The organism is Streptomyces sp. NPDC004647 (assembly GCF_040609575.1).
In the GTDB taxonomy this organism is placed as follows: domain Bacteria; phylum Actinomycetota; class Actinomycetes; order Streptomycetales; family Streptomycetaceae; genus Streptomyces.
In genome coordinates, this window is the sequence record NZ_JBEXKU010000043.1 from 45,974 (window position 1) to 65,935 (window position 19,962).

General features: G+C 71.3%; 16 protein-coding genes and 1 pseudogene. 9 read left to right on the plus strand and 8 right to left on the minus strand.

The window, feature by feature from the left end:
• Nucleotides 1-61: 61 nt before the first annotated feature.
• On the plus strand, nt 62-2,257 hold the full coding sequence (locus tag ABZW18_RS20135) for a SpoIIE family protein phosphatase (RefSeq protein WP_356189167.1): 2,196 nt from the start codon (nt 62-64) through the stop codon (nt 2,255-2,257).
• Here ABZW18_RS20135 and ABZW18_RS20140 read toward each other — a convergent pair.
• The 3 genes from ABZW18_RS20140 to ABZW18_RS20150 form a co-directional block, all read right to left on the minus strand.
• Complete coding sequence (locus ABZW18_RS20140; RefSeq protein WP_356189169.1) at nt 2,161-3,285, minus strand: AI-2E family transporter; 1,125 nt, start codon at nt 3,283-3,285, stop codon at nt 2,161-2,163. The genes ABZW18_RS20135 and ABZW18_RS20140 overlap by 97 nt on opposite strands.
• Nucleotides 3,286-3,383: 98 nt before the next feature.
• Nucleotides 3,384-4,355 carry a pirin family protein gene (locus tag ABZW18_RS20145; protein WP_356189171.1) on the minus strand — a complete coding sequence of 324 codons (972 nt, stop codon included), beginning with the start codon at nt 4,353-4,355 and terminating at the stop codon, nt 3,384-3,386.
• A gap of 257 nt (nt 4,356-4,612) precedes the next feature.
• Nucleotides 4,613-5,077: an SseB family protein gene (locus ABZW18_RS20150; RefSeq protein WP_356189173.1), complete on the minus strand. Its 465-nt coding sequence runs from the start codon at nt 5,075-5,077 to the stop codon at nt 4,613-4,615.
• A gap of 117 nt (nt 5,078-5,194) precedes the next feature.
• Between ABZW18_RS20150 and ABZW18_RS20155 the strand changes: the two genes are divergently transcribed.
• From ABZW18_RS20155 to ABZW18_RS20165, 3 genes and pseudogenes are all read left to right on the plus strand, one after another.
• Nucleotides 5,195-7,021 (plus strand): acyl-CoA dehydrogenase, encoded by a 1,827-nt coding sequence (locus tag ABZW18_RS20155; protein WP_356189175.1) that lies wholly within the window; start codon nt 5,195-5,197, stop codon nt 7,019-7,021.
• Between the two features lie 135 nt (nt 7,022-7,156).
• Nucleotides 7,157-7,717, plus strand: a complete 561-nt coding sequence (locus ABZW18_RS20160; protein ID WP_356189177.1) for a L,D-transpeptidase — start codon at nt 7,157-7,159, stop codon at nt 7,715-7,717.
• Nucleotides 7,718-7,725: 8 nt separating this feature from the next.
• A pseudogene (locus ABZW18_RS20165) lies at nt 7,726-7,851 on the plus strand (BBE domain-containing protein); the annotation flags it as partial.
• A gap of 1 nt (nt 7,852) precedes the next feature.
• Here the strand turns inward: ABZW18_RS20165 and ABZW18_RS20170 are convergent.
• Nucleotides 7,853-8,644: a DUF427 domain-containing protein gene (locus tag ABZW18_RS20170; RefSeq protein WP_356189202.1), complete on the minus strand. Its 792-nt coding sequence runs from the start codon at nt 8,642-8,644 to the stop codon at nt 7,853-7,855.
• Nucleotides 8,645-8,881: 237 nt separating this feature from the next.
• Between ABZW18_RS20170 and ABZW18_RS20175 the strand changes: the two genes are divergently transcribed.
• The 4 genes from ABZW18_RS20175 (at nt 8,882) to ABZW18_RS20190 (ending at nt 13,372) form a co-directional block, all read left to right on the plus strand.
• Complete coding sequence (locus ABZW18_RS20175; RefSeq protein WP_356189179.1) at nt 8,882-10,177, plus strand: M18 family aminopeptidase; 1,296 nt, start codon at nt 8,882-8,884, stop codon at nt 10,175-10,177.
• Between the two features lies 1 nt (nt 10,178).
• Nucleotides 10,179-12,212 (plus strand): BTAD domain-containing putative transcriptional regulator, encoded by a 2,034-nt coding sequence (locus ABZW18_RS20180; protein WP_356189181.1) that lies wholly within the window; start codon nt 10,179-10,181, stop codon nt 12,210-12,212.
• Nucleotides 12,213-12,283: 71 nt separating this feature from the next.
• Entirely contained in the window at nt 12,284-13,012 is a 729-nt protein-coding gene (locus ABZW18_RS20185; protein WP_356189183.1) for a DUF4232 domain-containing protein, read from the plus strand.
• A 132-nt stretch (nt 13,013-13,144) separates the two neighbouring features.
• Nucleotides 13,145-13,372 carry a hypothetical protein gene (locus ABZW18_RS20190; RefSeq protein WP_356189185.1) on the plus strand — a complete coding sequence of 76 codons (228 nt, stop codon included), beginning with the start codon at nt 13,145-13,147 and terminating at the stop codon, nt 13,370-13,372.
• Between the two features lie 10 nt (nt 13,373-13,382).
• Here ABZW18_RS20190 and ABZW18_RS20195 read toward each other — a convergent pair whose 3' ends face one another.
• Together ABZW18_RS20195 and ABZW18_RS20200 are read right to left on the minus strand one after the other, a co-directional pair.
• Nucleotides 13,383-15,284, minus strand: coding sequence for an NHL domain-containing thioredoxin family protein (locus tag ABZW18_RS20195; protein ID WP_356189187.1), 1,902 nt, complete (start codon nt 15,282-15,284; stop codon nt 13,383-13,385).
• Nucleotides 15,285-15,758: 474 nt separating this feature from the next.
• Entirely contained in the window at nt 15,759-16,556 is a 798-nt protein-coding gene (locus tag ABZW18_RS20200) for a carbon-nitrogen family hydrolase (RefSeq protein WP_356189189.1), read from the minus strand.
• Between the two features lie 166 nt (nt 16,557-16,722).
• Between ABZW18_RS20200 and ABZW18_RS20205 the strand changes: the two genes are divergently transcribed.
• The gene (locus ABZW18_RS20205) at nt 16,723-17,547 is read left to right on the plus strand and encodes a maleylpyruvate isomerase family mycothiol-dependent enzyme (protein WP_356189191.1); all 825 of its coding nucleotides are present in this window, start codon (nt 16,723-16,725) and stop codon (nt 17,545-17,547) included.
• 70 nt (nt 17,548-17,617) lie between these two features.
• Here ABZW18_RS20205 and ABZW18_RS20210 read toward each other — a convergent pair whose 3' ends face one another.
• On the minus strand, nt 17,618-18,916 hold the full coding sequence (locus ABZW18_RS20210) for an MFS transporter (RefSeq protein WP_356189192.1): 1,299 nt from the start codon (nt 18,914-18,916) through the stop codon (nt 17,618-17,620).
• Nucleotides 18,913-19,572: a GntR family transcriptional regulator gene (locus tag ABZW18_RS20215; RefSeq protein ID WP_356189193.1), complete on the minus strand. Its 660-nt coding sequence runs from the start codon at nt 19,570-19,572 to the stop codon at nt 18,913-18,915. Before ABZW18_RS20215 ends, ABZW18_RS20210 begins: the two co-directional genes overlap by 4 nt.
• Between the last annotated feature and the right edge of the window lie 390 nt (nt 19,573-19,962).

Below are 19,962 nucleotides of genomic sequence, written 5' to 3' on the forward strand. Positions count from 1 at the left end.
CGGCACACCTCCGGCCTGCGGCCGGTCGTCAAAGAAGCCGAATTCCACATAAAGTGTTCCAATGCGCACCGAGGACGTCCTGGCCGCCATTGGGACCGGCCTCTGGCGCTGGGACAACGCCTCGGAGACCGTCAACCTGGACGCCGAGGCGGCCCGGCTGCTGGGGCTGCCCGCGGCGCCTGTCACCCTGTCCGAGTCGGCCGTGCGCTCCCGCTTCCACCCCGTGGACTGGGTGGAGATCAACGGCGTGGTGAACCTCGCCGTCTCCGAGGGGACCCTGGCGGAGGCCCGACTGCGGATCATGGGCAGTGACGGGAAGGTGCTGCGGATCGTCCGCAGCCGCTCCCGTCCCTACCGCCACGGCAGTGACTTCGAGCTGGTCGGCACCCTCCAGGAGGTACCGGAGCCGCAGCCCGGCACCACCGCCGCGCGCACCGGGGTCACCGGCGACTGGCGGCGCTCCCGCGAGGCCTTCCTGCTGGACGCGGGCCGGGCGCTCGCCGAGGCCCGCTCCACCTCCGAGGTGCTGCGGGTGGCCGCGAACCTCTCGATGCCGGGCTTCTCACCGAACGGGCTGGCCGTCTTCGGGGCGGAGGGCGACCATCTGAGCATCACCGGTTACCACGGATACGAGGCCGGCGACGACGCCCCCTTCCTGCACATGCCGCTGGACACCGACTACCCCGCCGCCGAGGTCGTACGGACCGGCCGCGCGATCTACCTTCCGAGCCCCGAGGAGTACCAGCGCCGCTTCCCCTCCACCTGGCCGCTCGCCCAGCGGTTCCACCGCCAGTCCTGGGCCTTTCTCCCGCTGATCGTCGCGGGCCGCACCATCGGCGCGTGGCTGGCCGCCTTCGGCTACCCGGTCGCCTTCACCCCGGACGAACGCTCGGTCCTGACCACGGTCGCCCGGATGCTCGCCCAGGCCCTGTCCCGCGCCAGCGTCCAGGAGTCGGAGCGCGCGCTGGCCAGCGGCCTGCAGCGCAGCATGATGCCGACCCTGCAGCCGGACATCCCGGGGATAACGGTGGCCGCGCGGTACGTGCCGACCGGCGGCGGGCTCCAGGTCGGCGGCGACTGGTACGACATGATCCCGCTGCCGTCCGGCCGTATAGCCCTGGTCATCGGCGACGTGCAGGGGCATGACGTCCGGGCCGCGGGTCTGATGAGCCAGCTGCGGATCGCGCTGCGCGCGTACGCCTCCGAGGGCCACCACCCCGACGGGGTCCTCTCCCGCGCCTCACGCTTCTTCGCCGGGCTGGCCGACCAGTGGCCGGACGGCGGCGGCGACGGCGGCCCCGGCTCCGACCCGCGCTTCGCCACCTGCCTCTATATCGAGGTCGACCCGGTGACCGGAACCCTGGACATCGCGCGGGCCGGCCACCCCGACATCGCCACCCGGATGAGTGACGGCACCATGCTGATCCGGCCGACGGCGGGCGGTCTGCCGCTGGGCATCGACCCGGACAGCGACTACCCGACCACCCGGCTGGAGCTCGAACCCGGCGAGCTGCTGATGGTGTGCACGGACGGGCTGATCGAGACCGGCGGGCACGATCTGGAGAGCGGCTGGCGGCGGCTGCGCTCCGTCATCGAGCAGCATGCGGGGGAGAACCTGGAGTCGCTGGCCGACGGCCTGGTGCAGGCCGTGCACGGGCCGCCCTCACACCACACCACCGGGCCGCTCGCCGACCGCCGCGAGGACGACATCGCGCTGCTGCTGCTCTGCCGGACGGCACCGGGCGGCGGCTGCCTCCCCGCCGAGGACGCCGTGGTGCCACGGCCGCTCCGGCGGACGGTCCTCACCATCGACCAGGCGGAGCCCGAGCGGGTCTCCGGCGTACGGCAGCAGCTGCGGGAGCTGCTGCACGACTGGGCCGACGCGGAACAGGTGGACTCGGCCGCGCTGATGGTCTCCGAGATGGTCACCAACGTCCTGCTGCACACCGACGGCGACGCGCTCATGGTCGCCGAGATCGTCGGCGAGCGGGGCGAGCGGCGACTGCGCGTGGATGTCGCCGACGGCAGCGACGCGCTGCCGCACCGCCGCCACCCCGGCGAGATGGCCTCGTCCGGCCGCGGTCTGGTGCTGATGCAGGAGCTGGCCCACTCCTGGGGCGTGGACCCGCGGGGCGAGGGCAAGTGCATCTGGTTCGAGCTCTACGAGGAGCCGGAGGGATCGGCCGGATCGGACGGATCGGACGGATCGGACGGATCGGAGGGGGACGCGTCGGGAGGGGCGGAACCCGCCGCGTAACGGTCCCGGAGCTCGGAGATCACACCGAAGGCGGCCGCGGCGATCGGCACGGCCAGCAGCATCCCCAGGACTCCGGCGACCGCGGCGCCCGAGGTGATCGCGATCATCACCATCGCCGGGTGCATCCGGACCATCCGGCTCTGGATCACCGGCTGCAGCACATGCCCCTCGAGCAGCTGCACCGCCAGGACCACGCCCAGCACCCACACGGCGATGACGAATCCGCGGTCGGCGAGCGCGACGAGAATCGCCACCGTGCCGGAGATGAAGGCGCCGAGGTAGGGGATGTAGGCGCCGACGAAGACCAGCGCACCGAGGCCCAGCGCGCCCGGTACGCGCAGAATCAGCAGCCCGACGGTGATGAAGATCCCGTCGATGAGCGCGATGAGGGTGGTGCCGCGCATGAAGCCCTCGACGGCCCCGAAGGCACGCCGCGCGAAGACCTCCATCTGCGGGCCCGTGGCGCCGGGCGCCAGGGCGCGCACGAGCGGGGCCGCCAGGTGGGAGTCGCGCAGGAAGAAGAAGGTCAGGAACAGGGCCAGTACGGCCGTGGCGAACAGATGGCCTACGACACTGACCCCGGTCAGCAGCCCGGACGCGGCCGTTCCGCCGAACTTGCCGAACAGCTCCTTGCCGTTGGACGCCAGGTCGTCGAGTGACGTGCCCGCGGCGCCGAAGCGGTCCGTCAGGTCCTTGGCCGCCTCCTTGAGCGAGGCGATGATCTGGTCACCGCTGTCGACCAGCACGGCGGCCACGACGTATCCCGCCCCGCCGACCACCGCGACCAGCGCCACACAGGTCAGAGCGGCGGCCAACGAGCGGCGGACCTTCATTTTGACCAGCCGGCGGTGCAGCGGCCCGAGCAGCGCGGTGCCGAGCAGCGCGAGCAGTACGGGCGTGACCGCGGTGGAGAGCTCGACGCAGAGCCAGATCGCCAGCGCCCCGACCCCGGCGACCAGCAGCACCACAGCACACCAGGCAGCCGTCCGCCGGGCTCCGCGGGGCAGCAGTGGCGGCTCGGTCTGCACCGCCTCAGCCCATCACGGCCGCGCCGGGGCCTCCTGCCCAGCGCGGCCGTGTGGGTGACGGGGCGTCACTTCCCGGCCGCGCCCCGCCGCCCCGGGCGTCAGCCCGCCGTGGGGATCTCGCCGAGACGGCCCGCCTGGAAGTCCTCGAAGGCCTCGGCCAGTTCCGTGCGGGTGTTCATCACGAACGGCCCGTACTGCATCATCGGCTCGCGGATCGGCGTGCCGCCCAGCAGCACGACCTCGAAGTTCGGGCTGCGCGACTCCTGCGAGGTGTCGGCGCGGATCGTCAGCACGTCCGCCCCGTCCTTCGACCGGGCCCCGGCGGGACCGAACACCACCGACTGACCCATACGGAACGGCCGCCCCTCCGTGCCCGCCGTGCCGCGCCCGGCCAGCCCGTACGCCAGGGCGTTGAAGTCCGGCCGCCACGGCAGCGTCAGCTCCGCGCCGGGACTGACCGAGGCGTGGATCATCGTGATCGGCGTATGGGTCGCGCCCGGCCCCCGGTGGCCGTCGATGTCGCCGGCGATCAGCCGCAGCAGCGCCCCACCGTCGGCGGAGGTCAGCAGCTTGACCTGGCCGCCGCCGATGTCCTGGTACCTCGGCGGCATCATCTTGTCCTTGCGCGGCAGGTTCACCCACAGCTGCAGGCCGTGGAAGAGACCTCCGCTGGTCACCAGCGACTCCGGCGGTGCCTCGATGTGCAGCAGCCCGGAACCCGCGGTCATCCACTGGGTGTCCCCACCGTTGATGACTCCGCCGCCGCCGTGCGAGTCCTGGTGGACAAACGTTCCGTCAATCAGATAGGTCACCGTCTCGAAGCCACGGTGGGGGTGCCACGGGGTGCCCTTCGGCTCGCCCGGCGCGTACTCCACCTCGCCCATCTGATCCATCATGATGAACGGGTCGAGGTGCTGGTAGTCGATCCCGGCGAAGGCCCGGCGGACGGGGAAGCCCTCGCCCTCGAAGCCGCTGGGAGCGGTGGAGACGCCGAGCACGGGACGAGACTGTCCGCCCGGCGCGGACACGCGCGGCAGGGTCAGCGGGTTCTCGACGGTTACAGCAGGCATGACGGCCTCCTCGAATCTCGCCCCCGAATTTAGTTGAATGGTGAACATCTAGCAAGGCGTGCGGTATTCCCGGGCACACTCCGGGCCCACCCCCGGACATGACCCGGGCATGCGAGAGGGCCCGCCGCTGATCGCGGCGGGCCCTCGTGGCGGGCTCCAAGGGGCGGCGGCCGTACAGCCGCATGAACAATGGTCCGGTCGGTGCGACCGGACCGGTCGGGCCCCGCACGGTGTCGGCAGCCCCGGGGGGCACCCGGCTAGCCGTACATACGGCGCATCGCGAAGTCCACCATCTGCTCCACGGCCTTCGCGTCGAAGACCATCCGGTGATCACCCTCCATGTCGAGCACGAAGCCGTACCCCGTCGGCAGCAGGTCGAGCACCTCCGCGCCCGAGATCACGAAGTACTTCGACTCCTTGCCCGCGTAGCCCCTCAACTCCTTGAGCGAGGTGAACATCGGGATCACCGGCTGCTGCGTGTTGTGCAGCGCCAGGAAGCCCGGCCCCTCACCCCGGGGGCAGTAGACCTTCGAGGTCGACAGGATCCCCTGGAAGTCCTCGGCCGACATCGACCCGGTCGTGAAGGCGCGCACCGCGTCCGCGAGCGAGGGTGGTGACGGTTCGGGATACAGCGGTTGCGCACCGTAGCCACCGGGTACTTGCTGCGGCGGCGGGGCGGCGTACCCCTGCCCTGCACCCACGTTCTGGTCGTAGCCGTACATGCCCCAAAGGGTACTGAGTCACAGTTGGACCGTTAGGGCTTGCTTCTTATTACCGACGGGTAGCATCATTCTGACTAGCCCACCCTGTACCTACCCGAGCATTACGGAGCCGTCGCCATGGGGCACTACAAGTCGAATCTCCGCGACATCGAGTTCAACCTCTTCGAGGTGCTCGGGCGCGACAGCGTGTACGGCACCGGTCCGTTCGCGGAGATGGACACCGAGACCGCCAAGAGCGTCCTGTCCGAGATCGCCCGGCTCTCCGAGAACGAGCTGGCCGACTCCTACGCGGACGCCGACCGCAACCCTCCGGTCTTCGACCCCGACACCAACACCGCGCCCGTCCCGGACACCTTCAAGAAGAGCTACCAGGCGTACATGGACGCGGAGTGGTGGCGTCTCGGCATCCCGGAGGAGCTGGGCGGCACCACCACCCCGCGCTCGCTGCTGTGGGGCTTCGCCGAGACCATCCTCGGTTCGAACCCCGCTGTGTGGATGTACGCCTCGGGCCCGGCCTTCGCCGGTGTGCTCTACGAGGAGGGCACCGAGGAGCAGCGCCACATCGCGAAGCTCGCGGTCGACAAGCAGTGGGGCTCCACCATGGTGCTGACCGAGCCGGACGCCGGCTCGGACGTGGGCGCCGGCCGCACCAAGGCTGTCCAGCAGGATGACGGCTCCTGGCACATCGAGGGTGTGAAGCGGTTCATCACCTCGGGCGAGCACGACATGTCCGAGAACATCATTCACTACGTCCTCGCCCGCCCCGAGGGCGCCGGCCCGGGCACCAAGGGCCTGTCCCTCTTCCTCGTGCCGAAGTACGAGTTCGACTTCGAGACCGGCGAGCTGGGCGAGCGCAACGGCGTCTACGCCACCAACGTCGAGCACAAGATGGGCCTCAAGGCCTCCAACACCTGCGAGATGACCTTCGGCGACCGCCACCCGGCCAAGGGCTGGCTCATCGGTGACAAGCACGACGGCATCCGCCAGATGTTCATGATCATCGAGTTCGCCCGGATGATGGTCGGCACGAAGGCCATAGCCACCCTGTCCACCGGCTACCTGAACGCCCTGGAGTACGCCAAGGAGCGTGTGCAGGGCCCGGACCTGGCCGCCTTCACCGACAAGACCGCGCCGCGCGTCACCATCACGCACCACCCGGACGTGCGCCGCTCGCTGATGACGCAGAAGGCGTACGCCGAGGGCATGCGCGCGCTGGTCCTCTACACCGCTTCCGTGCAGGACGAGATCCTGGTCAAGCAGGCCGCGGGCGAGGACTCCTCCGCCGAGGCCCGCCTCAACGACCTGCTCCTGCCGATCGTGAAGGGCTACGGCTCGGAGAAGTCCTACGAGCAGCTCGCCCAGTCCCTGCAGACCTTCGGTGGTTCCGGCTACCTGCAGGAGTACCCGATCGAGCAGTACATCCGGGACGCCAAGATCGACACTCTCTACGAGGGCACCACCGCCATCCAGGGCCAGGACTACTTCTTCCGGAAGATCGTCCGTGACCAGGGCCAGGCGATGACCGCCCTCTCCGAAGAGATCAAGAAGTTCCTGGCCGGGGGTGTCGGCGGCGAGGAGCTGGCCGATGCCCGCGAGGAGCTGTCCAAGGCGGCCGTGGACCTGGAGGCGATCGTCGGAGCGATGCTGTCCGACCTCGCGGCCACCGAGAAGGACGTCAAGTCCATCTACAAGGTCGGCCTCAACACCACCGGCCTGCTGCTGGCCTCCGGCGACGTCGTGATCGGCTACCTGCTGCTCAAGGGCGCGGCCGTCGCGGCGGAGAAGCTGGCCGGTGCCTCCGCCAAGGATGTGCCCTTCTACCAGGGCAAGATCGCCGCGGCGAAGTTCTTCGCGCACAACGTCCTGCCGGGCGTCTCGGTGCAGCGAGGTCTCGCCGAGTCGGTCGACAACTCCCTGATGGAGCTGGACGAGGCGGCCTTCTGATCCGTCTGGCGCGCTGACCGCTGCTGCCTGCGAAGACCCCTGTCGGACGTCCTGGCCCGACAGGGGTCTTCGCGTCGGCGCTACGCTTCCGGGAGTCAGCACCTCCAGTAGCAGGACATCGGGAGACATCGACCCATGGCACGCACGATCCCCTCATGGGCCGCGGTGACGGGCCTCACCGCGTCCGCGATCGCCGTGGTCGCGGTTCTCGCCCTGCAGGCGAACGGCGCGGCTCCGCGGCACCTCGCGGAGGACAGGAAGGCCAAGGCCCCGCAGGCGCCGAGCGCCGACGCCGAGCCGCGCCCGCCCAAATCCCCTGCTGTTCCCGCCGATTCGGGTCAGGGGAAGCGAATAATCTACTCCCTGGGCCAGGACCGGGCATGGCTGGTGGACGCCCGCGGAGCGAAGGCCGGCACCTTCCCCGTATGGCCCGGGACGCTGGACCCCGGCCTCGGGAACCACCAGGTGACCATCCGCCGCCCCTCGACGACCGGCAGCGACGGAGTACCGATCGAGCACGTGATCTACTTCGGCACCTCGGGCGACGTCTCGATCGCCTTCTCCGCGGCCGTGGACGGCTCGTCGCCGAAGCCGGTTCCCGGGAAGCAGACCGGAGGAATCCGCCTCCGCTCCGACGACGGCACCGCGCTCTGGAACTTCTCGGCCGTCGGAACACCGGTGGTCGTCGTCCGCTGACTCCTGTCCTGGACCACGACGACCAGCACCGCGTCCGCGCCGACCACCGCCAGAACCACGACCGGCCGGCCGCCGTCAAGCGCCGCTACGACCCCGGCAACCTGTTCCGCCTCAACCACAACATCAGCCCGTGAGCTACCGGGACAGCATCTTGCTGAAGAAGGTGACCGGGCGCTCCAGCCGCTCACCGTCGAGGACGATGTCGACCACCTCGTTGTAGAAGGCGACCATGCCCGTGATCTCACGGACCGCGGGGAGGGGGTCGGGGTAGCTCCAGGCCAGGTTCGGCGGAACGCGCCCGCCGCCCGCCCATGACCAGTACTCCGTCGCCACGCCTTTGTACGGGCACCGGGTGTGCTGGTCGGTGGGGGTGAGCAGGCCGAACCGGACGTCCTCGCGGGGGATGTAGTAGCGGACCGGGAGATGCGTCTCGAACAGGAGCACCGGTGTGCGGGTGTCGGCGACGACCGTGCCCTCGATCTCGACCTGGACGTGCCGGCTGCTGGGAAGGGCGTCGACCCGCTTGAACGGGTCACGCGGGTGGACAAAGATCTCCGTGTCCTCCTCGTACCAGTGGTCGAGGACGTTCCGCCCGAACCACTCGAAGGCGATGTACCCGGCGAGCTGCTCGCCGGGGTAGGACCACGCCGCTTTCCTGACGACCTCGCCCTCGATCTCGAGGTCGTAGAAGACCGTCGATCCCGAGTGACGTCCGGTCGCGGGCGGCGCGGCCTGCCGCAGCAGGTCCGTGCGGACGTCCTCCTCCGGGAAGGCGTAGAGCGGCACCGGGCGGCCGGGCTCCCACACGAGGAGGGGCCGACGGCTGTCGACGACGGTGACCTCCCCCTTGGTCCCGCGCACCCAGCGCTCGCTGGGCTCCCAGGTGAGGCCGTCGCCCGGAAGCGGCGGGTGGCGGGAGACCCGCACGGTGCCGCCGGTGTCGTTCCCGGTCCCGTCCTGCGATGGCGTACCCACTGTCCGGCCTCCGTCGGCTCTGCGCTGTGCGGATGGATTCCCCACACTCCTTCGATCCTGCTCGCACGTCACCCCGGCCGCACCTCGCCGACGACGCGGGAGGCCGCCGGGGTCCGCTCCGGCCCCGGCGGGCGGCCGGCGCACCCGCCAACGGAAGCTCGGGGGAGGACCCGTCTCTATGCTGTGCCCATGAGCGCGCGCCCCCGCTTCGACCGCGGCCACACCGACGACCTGATCACTTTCCTCACCGAGAGCCCGTCGCCGTACCACGCAGTGGCGAGCGCCGCCGGGAGGCTGGAGAAGGCCGGGTTCCGGCAGGTCGAGGAGACCGCGTCCTGGGACGGCGAGGCCGGTGGGAAGTACGTGCTGCGGGGTGGCGCGATCATCGCCTGGTACGTGCCCGAGGGCGCGGCGCCCGCGACCCCGTACCGGATCGTCGGCGCGCACACCGACTCCCCCAACCTCCGCGTCAAGCCGGTCCCGGACACCGGGGCGCACGGCTGGCGGCAGATCGCCGTCGAGATCTACGGCGGCACGCTCCTCAACACCTGGCTCGACCGCGATCTGGGGCTGTCCGGGCGGCTCACGCTCCGCGACGGCGCCCACCGGCTGGTCTCGGTCGACCGGCCGCTGCTGCGCGTACCGCAGCTCGCCGTGCACCTGGACCGGTCCGTCAACAGCGAAGGGCTGAAGCTCGACAAGCAGCGCCACATGACGCCCGTCTGGGGCCTCGGGGACGTGAGCGAGGGCGATCTGATCCGCTTCCTGGCGCAGGAGGCGGAGGTCGACGCCGAGCAGGTCACCGGCTGGGATCTGATGGTGCACAGCGTCGAACCACCCGCCTACCTCGGCCGGGACCGGGAGCTGCTCGCCGGGCCGCGGATGGACAACCTGCTGTCCGTACACGCGGGCACGGCCGCGCTCACCGCCGTGGCGGGCTCAGGGCAGGGACTCAGCCACATCCCGGTGCTGGCCGCCTTCGACCACGAGGAGAACGGCAGCCAGTCCGACACCGGCGCCGACGGACCGCTGCTCGGCAACGTCCTGGAGCGGTCGGTCTTCGCGCGGGGCGGGAGTTACGAGGACAAGGCCCGCGCCTTCGCCGGGACGGTGTGTCTGTCGTCCGACACCGGCCACGCCGTGCACCCCAACTACGCGGAGCGCCACGAGCCCGGCCACCACCCGATGCCCGGCGGCGGCCCGATCCTCAAGGTGAACGTCAACCAGCGTTACGCCACGGACGGCAGCGGCCGCGCCCTGTTCGTCGCCGCCTGCGAGCGCGCCGACGTGCCGTGGCAGCCGTTCGTCTCCAACAACTCCATGCCCTGCGGCACCACGATCGGCCCCATCACGGCCGCCCGGCACGGCATCACCACCGTCGACATCGGGGTGGCGATCCTGTCCATGCACTCGGCACGTGAACTGTGCGGGGCGAAGGACCCGTATCTCCTGGCGAACGCGCTGACCGCCTTCCTGGGGGACTGAGTTGGAATTCTCGCTGCTCGGCCCGGTTGTCGTCAGCACTGGGTCCGGCGAGCTCCCGCTGGGGCCCGCCAAACGGCGCAGCGTGCTCGCCATGCTGCTGCTGCAGCCCAACATCACCGTCTCCCTCGAGCAGTTGATCGCCTCCCTCTGGGAGGACGAACCGCCCGCCCACGCCCGCACCGTCATCCAGGGCCATGTGTCGCGGCTGCGGGCGACCCTGGCCGAAGGGGGCGCGGCGACGTACGGCATCGAGCTCGCCACGCACGGCTCGGCCTATCTGCTGCGGCTGCCGGACGAACTGATCGACGCCCATCGGTTCAGCGAGCTGCTGTCCCTCGCACGGCCCCAGGCGGCCCCGCAGGACGCCGTGTTCCTGCTCCGCGAGGCGCTCGGCCTGTGGCGCGGTCCTGCTCTCACCGGAACCGTGGAGAGCCCCCAGTTCGCCGCCGCCTCGCACGCGCTGGAGGAGCGGAGGCTGACGGCCGTCGAGGCACTGGCGAGCGCCCACGGGGCACTGGGTGAGCACGAGAAGGCCGCGGCCGTGCTGTACGCGGAGGCGGCGGCGAACCCGCTGCGCGAGGGGCTGGTCGCGGCGCTGATGCAGGCCCTGTACCGGGCGGGCCGCCAGTCGGACGCGTTCCGCTGGTTCCACCGGACCCGGCAGCTGCTCGACGAGGAACTGGGCGTCGATCCCGGCGAGCGGCTGAGCCGGGCGTACGAGGAGATCCTGCGGGCGGAAGCGGCGGCCTCACCGCCGTACTCCCCACAGGCGCACGGCAGTCCGCCGGCCCACGGAACCCGAGCGGCCCGGGACTCCGGGCAGCCGCACGCGGGGCACAGCGGGGCGCCGGCTCCGACCTTTCCGGCATCGGCACACCAGGCCCCCGCGCACCGGGCACCCGCACACCAAGCCCCCGCACATCAGGCGCCCGATCCGGGGAGGGGCACCGGCGACGCCCCGCACGCCCCGTACACCGTCCCCCGCCTCCTGCCCCGGCTTCCCACCCGCTTCCTCGGCCGGGAGACGCAACTGGCCGAGCTGACCCGGTGGGTCACCGCCACCGCGAACGGGCAGAGCCCGGTCGCCGTGGTGACCGGCCCGGCCGGGGTCGGCAAGACCGCGTGCGCCGTGCAGTGGGCGCATCTGTACGGCCACGCGTTTCCCGACGGGCAGCTCTTCGCCGACCTCGGCGGCTTCGGCGAAGGGGACGAGGCACAACCCGCCGAGGTGCTCCGCGAGTTCCTGCTGGGCCTGGGCACGCCGCCCGCGCACATACCCCCGTCGGCGGAGGCCGCATCCGCACTCTTCCGGTCGATCGTGGCGGGCCGCAGGCTCCTCGTCGTCCTGGACAACGCGCGCAGTTCGGCACAGGTACGCCCGCTGCTGCCGGGCGGGCCGGACTGCGCCACCCTCGTGACCAGCCGGAGCCGGCTCGACGGACTGGTCGCCACGGACTGGGCGCGGCCGGTTCCCGTACAGATGCTGGAGCCCGGCGAAGGGGTGGCGCTGCTCGGCGCCCTGCTCGGCCCCGAGCGGGTCGCCGAGGACCCGGACGCCGCCCACGAGCTGGTCGGTCTGTGCGACGGACTTCCCCTGGCACTGCGCGCGGCGGCCGCTCAGCTGGCGGCGCGTCCGCGCTGGCGGCTGGCCCGGCTGGCCGCGGCGCTCCGCGACGAGCGGCGCCGGCTGGCCCTGCTGTCCGCGGAGGACACCGGAATCGCCGCCGCGCTGCGGATGTCGGTGGCGCGGCTCTCGGCGGACGACGCGCAGTTGCTGAGCGCGCTCGCCATGGGCTACGACCGCCGGGTCGACTCGACCGCGGCGGCCGCGCTCGCCGGGTCGGACCCCGATCGGACCCGGGACGGTCTGGACCGGCTCGCCGAAATGCATCTCGTCGACGAGGAGGCCACCGACCGCTATGTCATGACCGCTCTGGTGCAGCTCTTCGCGCGGGACGGGGAGCCGGGAGAGGCCGATCCTCCCCCGCCCCCGCCCTCTCCCCCGGGGGACAGCGGATCGTTAGGGAGAAGTTAGCGGTACGGCAATGGGTGGCGGCAGGCTTCACGGCGTACCGGCCAACCGCCCCCCACCACAGGAGAACTGACATGCCGTCCACCGCCACCGCCACCGCCGGCCGCTCCCGTTCGCTGCGTCTCGCCGCCGCATGCCTCACCGCCGCGGCCGCCCTCACCCTGACCGCCTGCGGCGGGGAGTCCGCCACGGGCGTCAGGACCTCCGGCGAACCCACGAACGGCCCGGCCGCGAAGGATTCCGGTGCCAAGGACTCCGAGGGCTCCGCCGAGCAGCAGTCCGGCGGCACCGGAACGTCCGCCAAGGCCACCGGCAACAGCGGTACGGCCAACGGCGGTACGGCCAACGGCGGTTCCGCCCGGCCGGGCGCAGCCAAGGGACCCACCTGCGCCCCCAAGAACGTCAAGGTGGAACTCCAGGCGGTCAAGCGGCCCGTCAACCACATGCTGGTGACCGCGACCAACACCTCCAGGACCACCTGCACGGCGTACGCCTTCCCCTACGTGACCTTCGACGGCGACAAGGCGGGCCTCGACGCGCAGGAGGAGAGCAAGCCGCAGGCCGTGACCACGATCGCGCCGGGCAAGTCGGCCTACGCCGGCATCGCCCTCTCCTCCGCCGACGGCTCGGGTGCAGGCGGCCGCGAGGTGTCCGAAGCCGGTATCGCCTTCGCCGAGGTGGACCCGTCCGGGGACCCCGGCCGCCCGGTGACCCTGCCCGTGCCCGGTGGTTCGGCCCACGTCGACGACAGCGCCAAGGTCACGTACTGGGTGAACAGCGTGGACGACGCACTCACCTGGTGATCCGCCCGGCCCTCGCGGCAGGGCCGAACCACCCGCCGTGGCATGGCTGTTCCGGGCCCGGGTACCCGAAGAGCGTCAAGTCCGGAACAGCATCAAGTCCGGAACAGCCGAGCAACAACGGAGGCGGGCACCATGGGTATCGGCGGGTGCATCGGTCTGATCGCGGTGGGGGCCATCCTCACCTTCGCGACCGACTGGGATATGGCCGGGGTCAACGTCGACCTGGTCGGCCTGATCATGATGGCGGTCGGCTTCATCGGCCTCGCGGCGTACGTGAGCATCCTCAAGCGGCGGCGGGTCCAGCCCCCCTCCCCGGGCGCCCCCGTGGTCGAGGTCGACGACCACCCCCGCTACCGCTGAGCGGCGGCTCTCAGCCGTCCAGACCGGCCAGCACCAGGGGGAGTCGGGAGGTCCCGTCACCGGTCACCCGGACCGGGACGCCCCAGTCCTGCTGGTGAACATGGCAGGCGGCCCCAACGGCGCCGTCCGCGTCATCGGTGCCGCCGTTCGCAGCTGCTGATCCGGCAGGTGCGTCGCAGGACGCGGCCATCGCGGAGACGTGCAGCACCCCCTCCGTGACGCCATCGGCCAGCACGAGATCGCGGCTCAGATCCGTGCCCGTACCGGCGCCGTCCGCCAGCAGTTCGGGCGGCGAGGCGCTGACGATCAGCCGGGTCGACGGGCCGTAGCGGTCGTCGAGCTTCTGCCCGGCGGGCGCCTGGAAGACCACATCGAGACGGACGTTGCCCGGGGCGATCTCGGTGGCCGTGCGCTGCGTACGGTGGGCGACGGACTCGACCCGTACGGCCTCCTCGGGCAGCCGCAGCCGGGTCAGCCGGTGGCGGGCGGACTCGACGACCACGATGTCGCCGTCCACCAGCACCGCGCCGGACGGCTCGCGCAGATCCGTGGCCAGCGTGCTCACCTCGCCGGTCCCCCCGTCCCCGGCCCCCCGAGTGACGCGGCGCAGCGCGTGGTTGTACGTGTCGCTGACCGCGACCGAACCGTCGGGGAGCGCGGTGACGCCCAAGGGATGCTGGAGCAGGGCCTGTTCGGACGGACCGTCCCGGTGGCCGAAGTCGAAGAGACCGCTGCCGACGGCCGTACGGACCACGAAGCCGGCGTCCGCGGCGGAACCGCCGCCGGACGCCGTCCGCGCGGCGCGCTCGACGTAGCGGACCGCCGAGGTCTCCGCGTCGGCGACCCACAGCCGGTCCTCGGTGGCGGCCAGCCCCGACGGCTGCGCGAACCACGCCTCCGCCGCCGGCCCGTCCACCAGTCCCTCGTTCGTCGTCCCGGCCGCGGCCCCGACCCTCCCGGTCACGGGGTCGTACGTCCAGAGCTGGTGGACGCCGGCCATCGCGATCCACAGCCGGCCGTCCCACCAGGCCACATCCCACGGCGAGGAGAGGTCCACTTCGCGGGCGGGACCGGAGCGGGCCGAGCCCTGCCACCACTGGCGGCCGGTGCCCGCGATCGTGGTGACCTCCCCGGTCGCCGGGTCGAACGCCCGCAGCGCGTGGTTGACCGTGTCCGCGACGACGACGGTGTTGTCGGGCAGCAGTGCCAGGCCCTGCGGCTCGCTGAACCGGGCGCGCTCCGGCCCGCCGTCGGTGAGCCCCCGCTCGCCGGTCCCGATGCGCCGGACGACCGTCTCACCGTCGGCCGCCAGCTCCACCAGCGCGTGCCGGGTCGTGTCCGTGACGAGGAAGGTGCCCCCGGGAAGCAGCAGCGCCTTGCCGGGGAAGCGCAGTTCCGTCGCCACCGGCTCGGGGGCGACATACGGTCCGTCGCCGCGGTGCAGCGTTCCCTTGGCCGCGTGTCCGGCCTCGAGCTCCTCCACCAGTTTCCCGATGGCGTGGGCGTGCCCCTCGCCCGCGTGCTGGGCGACGACATAGCCCTCGGGGTCGATGACGACGAGAGTGGGCCAGGCGCGCACCGCGTAGCTCTTCCAGGTGGCCAGCTCGGGGTCGTCGAGGACGGGGTGCCGCACCTCGTACCGCTCCACGGCGTCGACGACGGCCCGGTGCTCGGCCTCGTGCACGAACTTCGGCGAGTGGACACCGATGATCACGACGGTGTCGCGATGCTTTTCCTCCAGCTCGCGCAGCTCGTCGAGGACATGCAGGCAGTTCACGCAGCAGAAGGTCCAGAAGTCCAGAATGACGATCCGTCCTCGCAGGTCGGCGAGGGTCAGATCGTTTCCGCCGGTGTTGAGCCAGCCACCCTTGCCGATCAGTTCGGGGGCGCGGACGCGTGCACGTGGAGCCATGGATTCAGCCAACCACATGAGTGGTGCAGGTATTCCTCCGCGTCCCCCTCACCCGCTCCGGCTCACCGGCTCCACGCGCGCTTCACCCGCCTCACCCGTCCGCCCGTGGATGTGCTTGCGCCCGGCCGCACCGGGAACACCTCGGTACAGGCTGCTTTCTCCCGGGGGCCCCGGCATCGGCGGCTCCGCCGCGGGCACCCGTCTCCCCCAGCAGCACCCCATGCCCCGTGCGTGGGGGACCGGCATGGCGAAGGGCCACTCGCTGCTGATCGCCATGGCGGTGTGCGTGATCAGGCTCGCGGAGCGCGAGCACGGGCGCGAGGACCGAGGGCAGGGCACTCAGCACTCAGCCCCTCAGACGCGCAGCCCCTCAGCACTCAGCCGCTCGGCACGCGGCACGCGGCACGCGGCACGCGGCACGCGGCACGCAGCACGCAGCACGCGGCACTGAGAGCACGGCTCTCCGGCGGTTCCTCAGCCTCGCGGATCGGCCAGGCCCAGTACCCGGTCGCGCAGCACCGGGAACTCCTCGCGAGTCCTGGCCACCTTCCCCGGGTCCAGTTCGACGGTCAGCACCTGCTCGCCCTTGCCCGCCTCGGCGAGCACCTCGCCCCACGGATCGACGACCTGGCTGTGTCCGGCCTGTTCGACCCCGGCGTGGGTGCCGGCGGAGCAGCAGGCGAGGACGTATGCCTGGTTCTCGACGGCCCGGGCTCGGGCCAGCAGCGTCCAGTGCTCGCTCCGGCGGGCCGGCCACCCGGCAGGGATGACCAGGAACTGCGCGCCCGCCTCGGTCAGCCGCCGGAACTGCTCGGGGAAGCGCAGGTCGTAGCAGGTCGCCAGGCCCGCGACGGCGCCGGGCAGTTCGAGAGTGACGATCTCCTCGCCGCCGCCCATCATCACGGCCTCGCCCTTGTCGAAGCCGAAGCGGTGGATCTTGCGGTAGGTGCGGCGGAGCGTGCCGTCCGGGCCGAAGACGAGGGAGGTGTTGTAGAGGGTGCCGTCCGTGGCCCTCTCGACGATCGAGCCGGCGTGGAGAAAGACTCCGGCGTCGGCTGCCGCGGCCGACATGACCGTGGCCGTCGGGCCGTCTTCGGGGGCCTCGGCGAACTCCTCGAAACTCTCGTACGCGAAGGCTCCCGTGGGCCACAGTTCGGGAAGGACGACGAGGTCGGCACCGGCCTGTGCGCGGACGAGTTCTGCCACACGTTCGCGGCGCGATTCGACCGACTCGTCCGGATTAACATCGATCTGGAGCAACGAGGCGCGCACAGTACCACCACTCTCGGAATTCGAGCGTTCGAATCCAGGCTGCCGACGGAACTACGATCAGAGGCGAAAGCACTGCCGGGGTGCCCGTGCGCAGCGTAACTTAACTGCCAGAGCCGAGGCTCGAGCACCCAGCCCGCGTACGAGTACGAACCGCCCGAGGGGTCACGTGACCGTCCACCCAAGCCTCCAGTCCTACATCGACGCCTGGACTCACTCCATCGAGGCAATATCCGAGCTGGTGACACCGCTCGTCGAGGGCGAGTGGAACCGCGCGACAGCCTGCCCCGGCTGGTCGGTGCGTGATGTGGTGTCCCATGTCATCGGCATCGAGTGCGAGATGCTCGGCGACCCGCGTCCGATCCACACGCTGCCGCGCGACCTGTACCACGTGACCAATGAGATCACCCGGTACATGGAGGTGCAGGTCGACGTCCGACGGTGCCACACCGCACCCGAGATGACCTCCGAGCTGGAGTACGTCATCATCCGCCGTTCGCGGCAACTGCGGAACGAGACACGTAAACCGGACACGAAGGTGCGCGGCCCGCTGGGCACCGAGACCACCCTCGAAGAGGCGCTGCGGCTGCGGGCGTTCGACGTCTGGGTCCATGAGCAGGACCTGCGGCGCGCCCTGGGCAAACCGGGCCACCTCGATTCGCCGGCCGCGCTGGTGACACGCGACCTCCTGCTGGACGCGCTGCCGAGGGTCGTCGCCAAGGACGCCGGTGCACCGGCGAATTCGGCTGTCGTCTTCGATGTGCACGGGCCGCTGGAGTTCATGCGCACGGTCCGCGTGGACGCCGAGGGGCAGGGGTCGGTCACCGGCAGCCCGTCGCTGGGCCCGGCGGCGACGCTGACGCTGGACTGGGAGACGTACGTGCTGCTGGCCTGCGGTCGGGTGACGCCGGATTCGGTGGCGGACCGGGTGAAGGTCGAGGGGGACCAGGACTTGGCGCAGGCGATCCTGCGGAAGTTCTCGATCACCCCGTAGCCGCACCCGGATCGGGCCACCGTAGCTCCGACCGGGATCACGCCGTACCACCCGCCGCCCTCGGGTGGGCTCAAGCCGGCACGTGGACGGTCTCCACGCGGCTGGCCACCACCCGCTCGCGCTCACGCCGGTCCGCGCGGCGCCGCAGGCGGAGGATCTGCGAAACGCCCAGCGCCTCCAGGACGAAAATGGAGGCGAACGCGATCCGGTAGTTGTCGCCGGTCGCGTCCAGCAGGACGCCGATGGCGAGCAGGGTCACCATCGAGGCGGTGAAGCCGCCCATGTTGACGATCCCTGAGGCGGTACCGAGCCGCTCCGGCGGGTTGGCGGGGCGGGCGAAGTCGAAGCCGATCATCGACGCGGGGCCGCAGCCGCCGAGGACGAGGCACAGCGAGACCAGCAGCCACATCGGCGCCGGGCCGCCGGGCCAGGCGAGCACCGTGCCCCAGAGCAGCGCGGTCATGCCGACCGTGCCCAGGGCCAGCGGCGTACGGGCCCGGTGGTGCCGGGCGATGATCTGCCCGTAGGTCAGCCCGATCGCCATGTTCGACAGCACGACCAGCGTGAGCAGTTCACCGGCCACGGCCCGGGACAGACCCTGGGACTCGACCAGGAACGGCATCCCCCACAGCAGCAGGAAGACCATGGCGGGGAACTGGGTGGTGAAGTGCACCCACATCCCGAGCCTGGTGCCCGGCTCCCGCCAGGCCGCGGCGATCTGCTTGCGTACGTAGCTTCCGCCCGAGTGGCGGGCCGGCCCGGGTTCGTAGCCCTCGGGGTGGTCCTTGAGGAACAGCAGCACGAGTACGAGGACGAGCACGCCGCCGACCGTGCTGCCCCCGAAGGCGGTGGTCCAGCCGAGGCCGTGCAGCAGCCGGGCGAGCACGATCGTGGAGATGAGGTTGCCCGCCATCCCGAACAGCGCGGCGATCTGGGCGACCAGCGGCCCTCTGCGGGCGGGGAACCAGCGCGAACCGAGCCGGAGCACGCTGATGAACGTCATCGCGTCACCGCAGCCGAGGAGCGCGCGGGAGGCGAGGGCGGAGGCGTAGGAGTGCGAGAGCGCGAAGCCGAGCTGGCCGACGGTGAACAGGACGACGCCCATCGCCAGGACCTTCTTGGTGCCCAGCCGGTCGACCAACAGGCCGACCGGTATCTGCATCCCGGCGTAGACGAGCAGTTGGAGGATGGAGAACGTCGACAGGGCGGAGGCGTTGATGTCGAAGCGCTCGGCGGCGTCGATACCCGCGACGCCGAGGCTGGTCCGGAAGGTGATGGCGACGAAGTAGACGGCGACGCCGATGCCCCAGACAGCGACGGCGCGGCGGCCTCCGGGCGGATCGCCCGGCAGGCGGACGGCTGCGCTCACCGCGCATCCCCCCGGATGAGGTTCCTCACCCAGCCGACGTGCCGGTGGACGGCCGCGGCGGCTGCCTCGGCGTCTCCGGTGCGCAGGGCTTCCAGGATCTCCGCGTGCTCGGCGATGTTCTTGGCGATCCGGTCCGGGTGGGCGTGCATCACGGCGACGCCCATCCGCAGCTGGCGGTCGCGCAGTTGGTCGTAGAGCCGGTCGAGGATCTGGTTGCCGGCGCTGCGGACGATCTCGGCGTGGAAGCAGCGGTCGCTGGCGGCGACGGCGGCCAGGTCTCCTTCGGCGGCGAACCGCCGCTGCTCCTCGAGCAGTTCCTCCAGCCGCTCGATGAGCCGCGGCAGGGCGGGTACGGCCTTGCGGGCGGCGTGCTCCTCGACGAGCAGACGAGTCTCAACGACGTCACCGATCTCCTGCGCGGAGACGGGCAGCACGAGCGCGCCCTTCTTCGGATAGAGCTTGATGAGCCCTTCGGCCTCGAGCCGGAGCAGGGCCTCGCGCACGGGCGTACGGGACACGCCGACCGCGTCGGCGAGGTCGCCCTCGGTGAGGAGGGTGCCTCCTTCGTAGCGGCGGTCGAGGACGGCTTGCTTGACGTGGGCGTAGACCCGCTCGGCGGCGGGGGGCTGCTTGGCAGGAGCGGCGGTGGAAGCCATGCACGCATCATAGATACAACAGGTATGCGTACGCAGGCACGCCCGCCATGTGGACAGATGGACCATCTCGGCATCGAACGGTCCTGATCACCTGCGATGTCGACAACACGCCTCCCGCAAGGCCATCAAAGGCGTGCGGCGGCGCACTGGAGACCCAACTCGGAGCATGCCGCGATTCTGCGTTTCGACCCAGATCGGCGCGCCGGACCGTACGCGCACTAACCGTCGGCGGCGCGGCTTCGGCAACGCGACTTCGGCAACGCGGCTTCGGCGGCGCGATCTCCGTGGACGACCTCCGTGGACGACCTCCGTGGACGACCTCCGTGGACGACCTCCGTGGACGACCTCCGTGGACGACCTCCGTGGACGACCTCCGTGGACGACCTCCCG

Coding starts and splice junctions, on each gene's coding strand:
- ABZW18_RS20135 (WP_356189167.1), top strand. CDS start 62: ATGCGCACCGAGGACGTCCTGGCCGCCATTGGGACCGGCCTCTGGCGC.
- ABZW18_RS20145 (WP_356189171.1), bottom strand. CDS start 4,355: ATGCCTGCTGTAACCGTCGAGAACCCGCTGACCCTGCCGCGCGTGTCC.
- ABZW18_RS20150 (WP_356189173.1), bottom strand. CDS start 5,077: ATGTACGGCTACGACCAGAACGTGGGTGCAGGGCAGGGGTACGCCGCC.
- ABZW18_RS20155 (WP_356189175.1), top strand. CDS start 5,195: ATGGGGCACTACAAGTCGAATCTCCGCGACATCGAGTTCAACCTCTTC.
- ABZW18_RS20160 (WP_356189177.1), top strand. CDS start 7,157: ATGGCACGCACGATCCCCTCATGGGCCGCGGTGACGGGCCTCACCGCG.
- ABZW18_RS20175 (WP_356189179.1), top strand. CDS start 8,882: ATGAGCGCGCGCCCCCGCTTCGACCGCGGCCACACCGACGACCTGATC.
- ABZW18_RS20185 (WP_356189183.1), top strand. CDS start 12,284: ATGCCGTCCACCGCCACCGCCACCGCCGGCCGCTCCCGTTCGCTGCGT.
- ABZW18_RS20190 (WP_356189185.1), top strand. CDS start 13,145: ATGGGTATCGGCGGGTGCATCGGTCTGATCGCGGTGGGGGCCATCCTC.
- ABZW18_RS20195 (WP_356189187.1), bottom strand. CDS start 15,284: ATGGCTCCACGTGCACGCGTCCGCGCCCCCGAACTGATCGGCAAGGGT.
- ABZW18_RS20215 (WP_356189193.1), bottom strand. CDS start 19,572: ATGGCTTCCACCGCCGCTCCTGCCAAGCAGCCCCCCGCCGCCGAGCGG.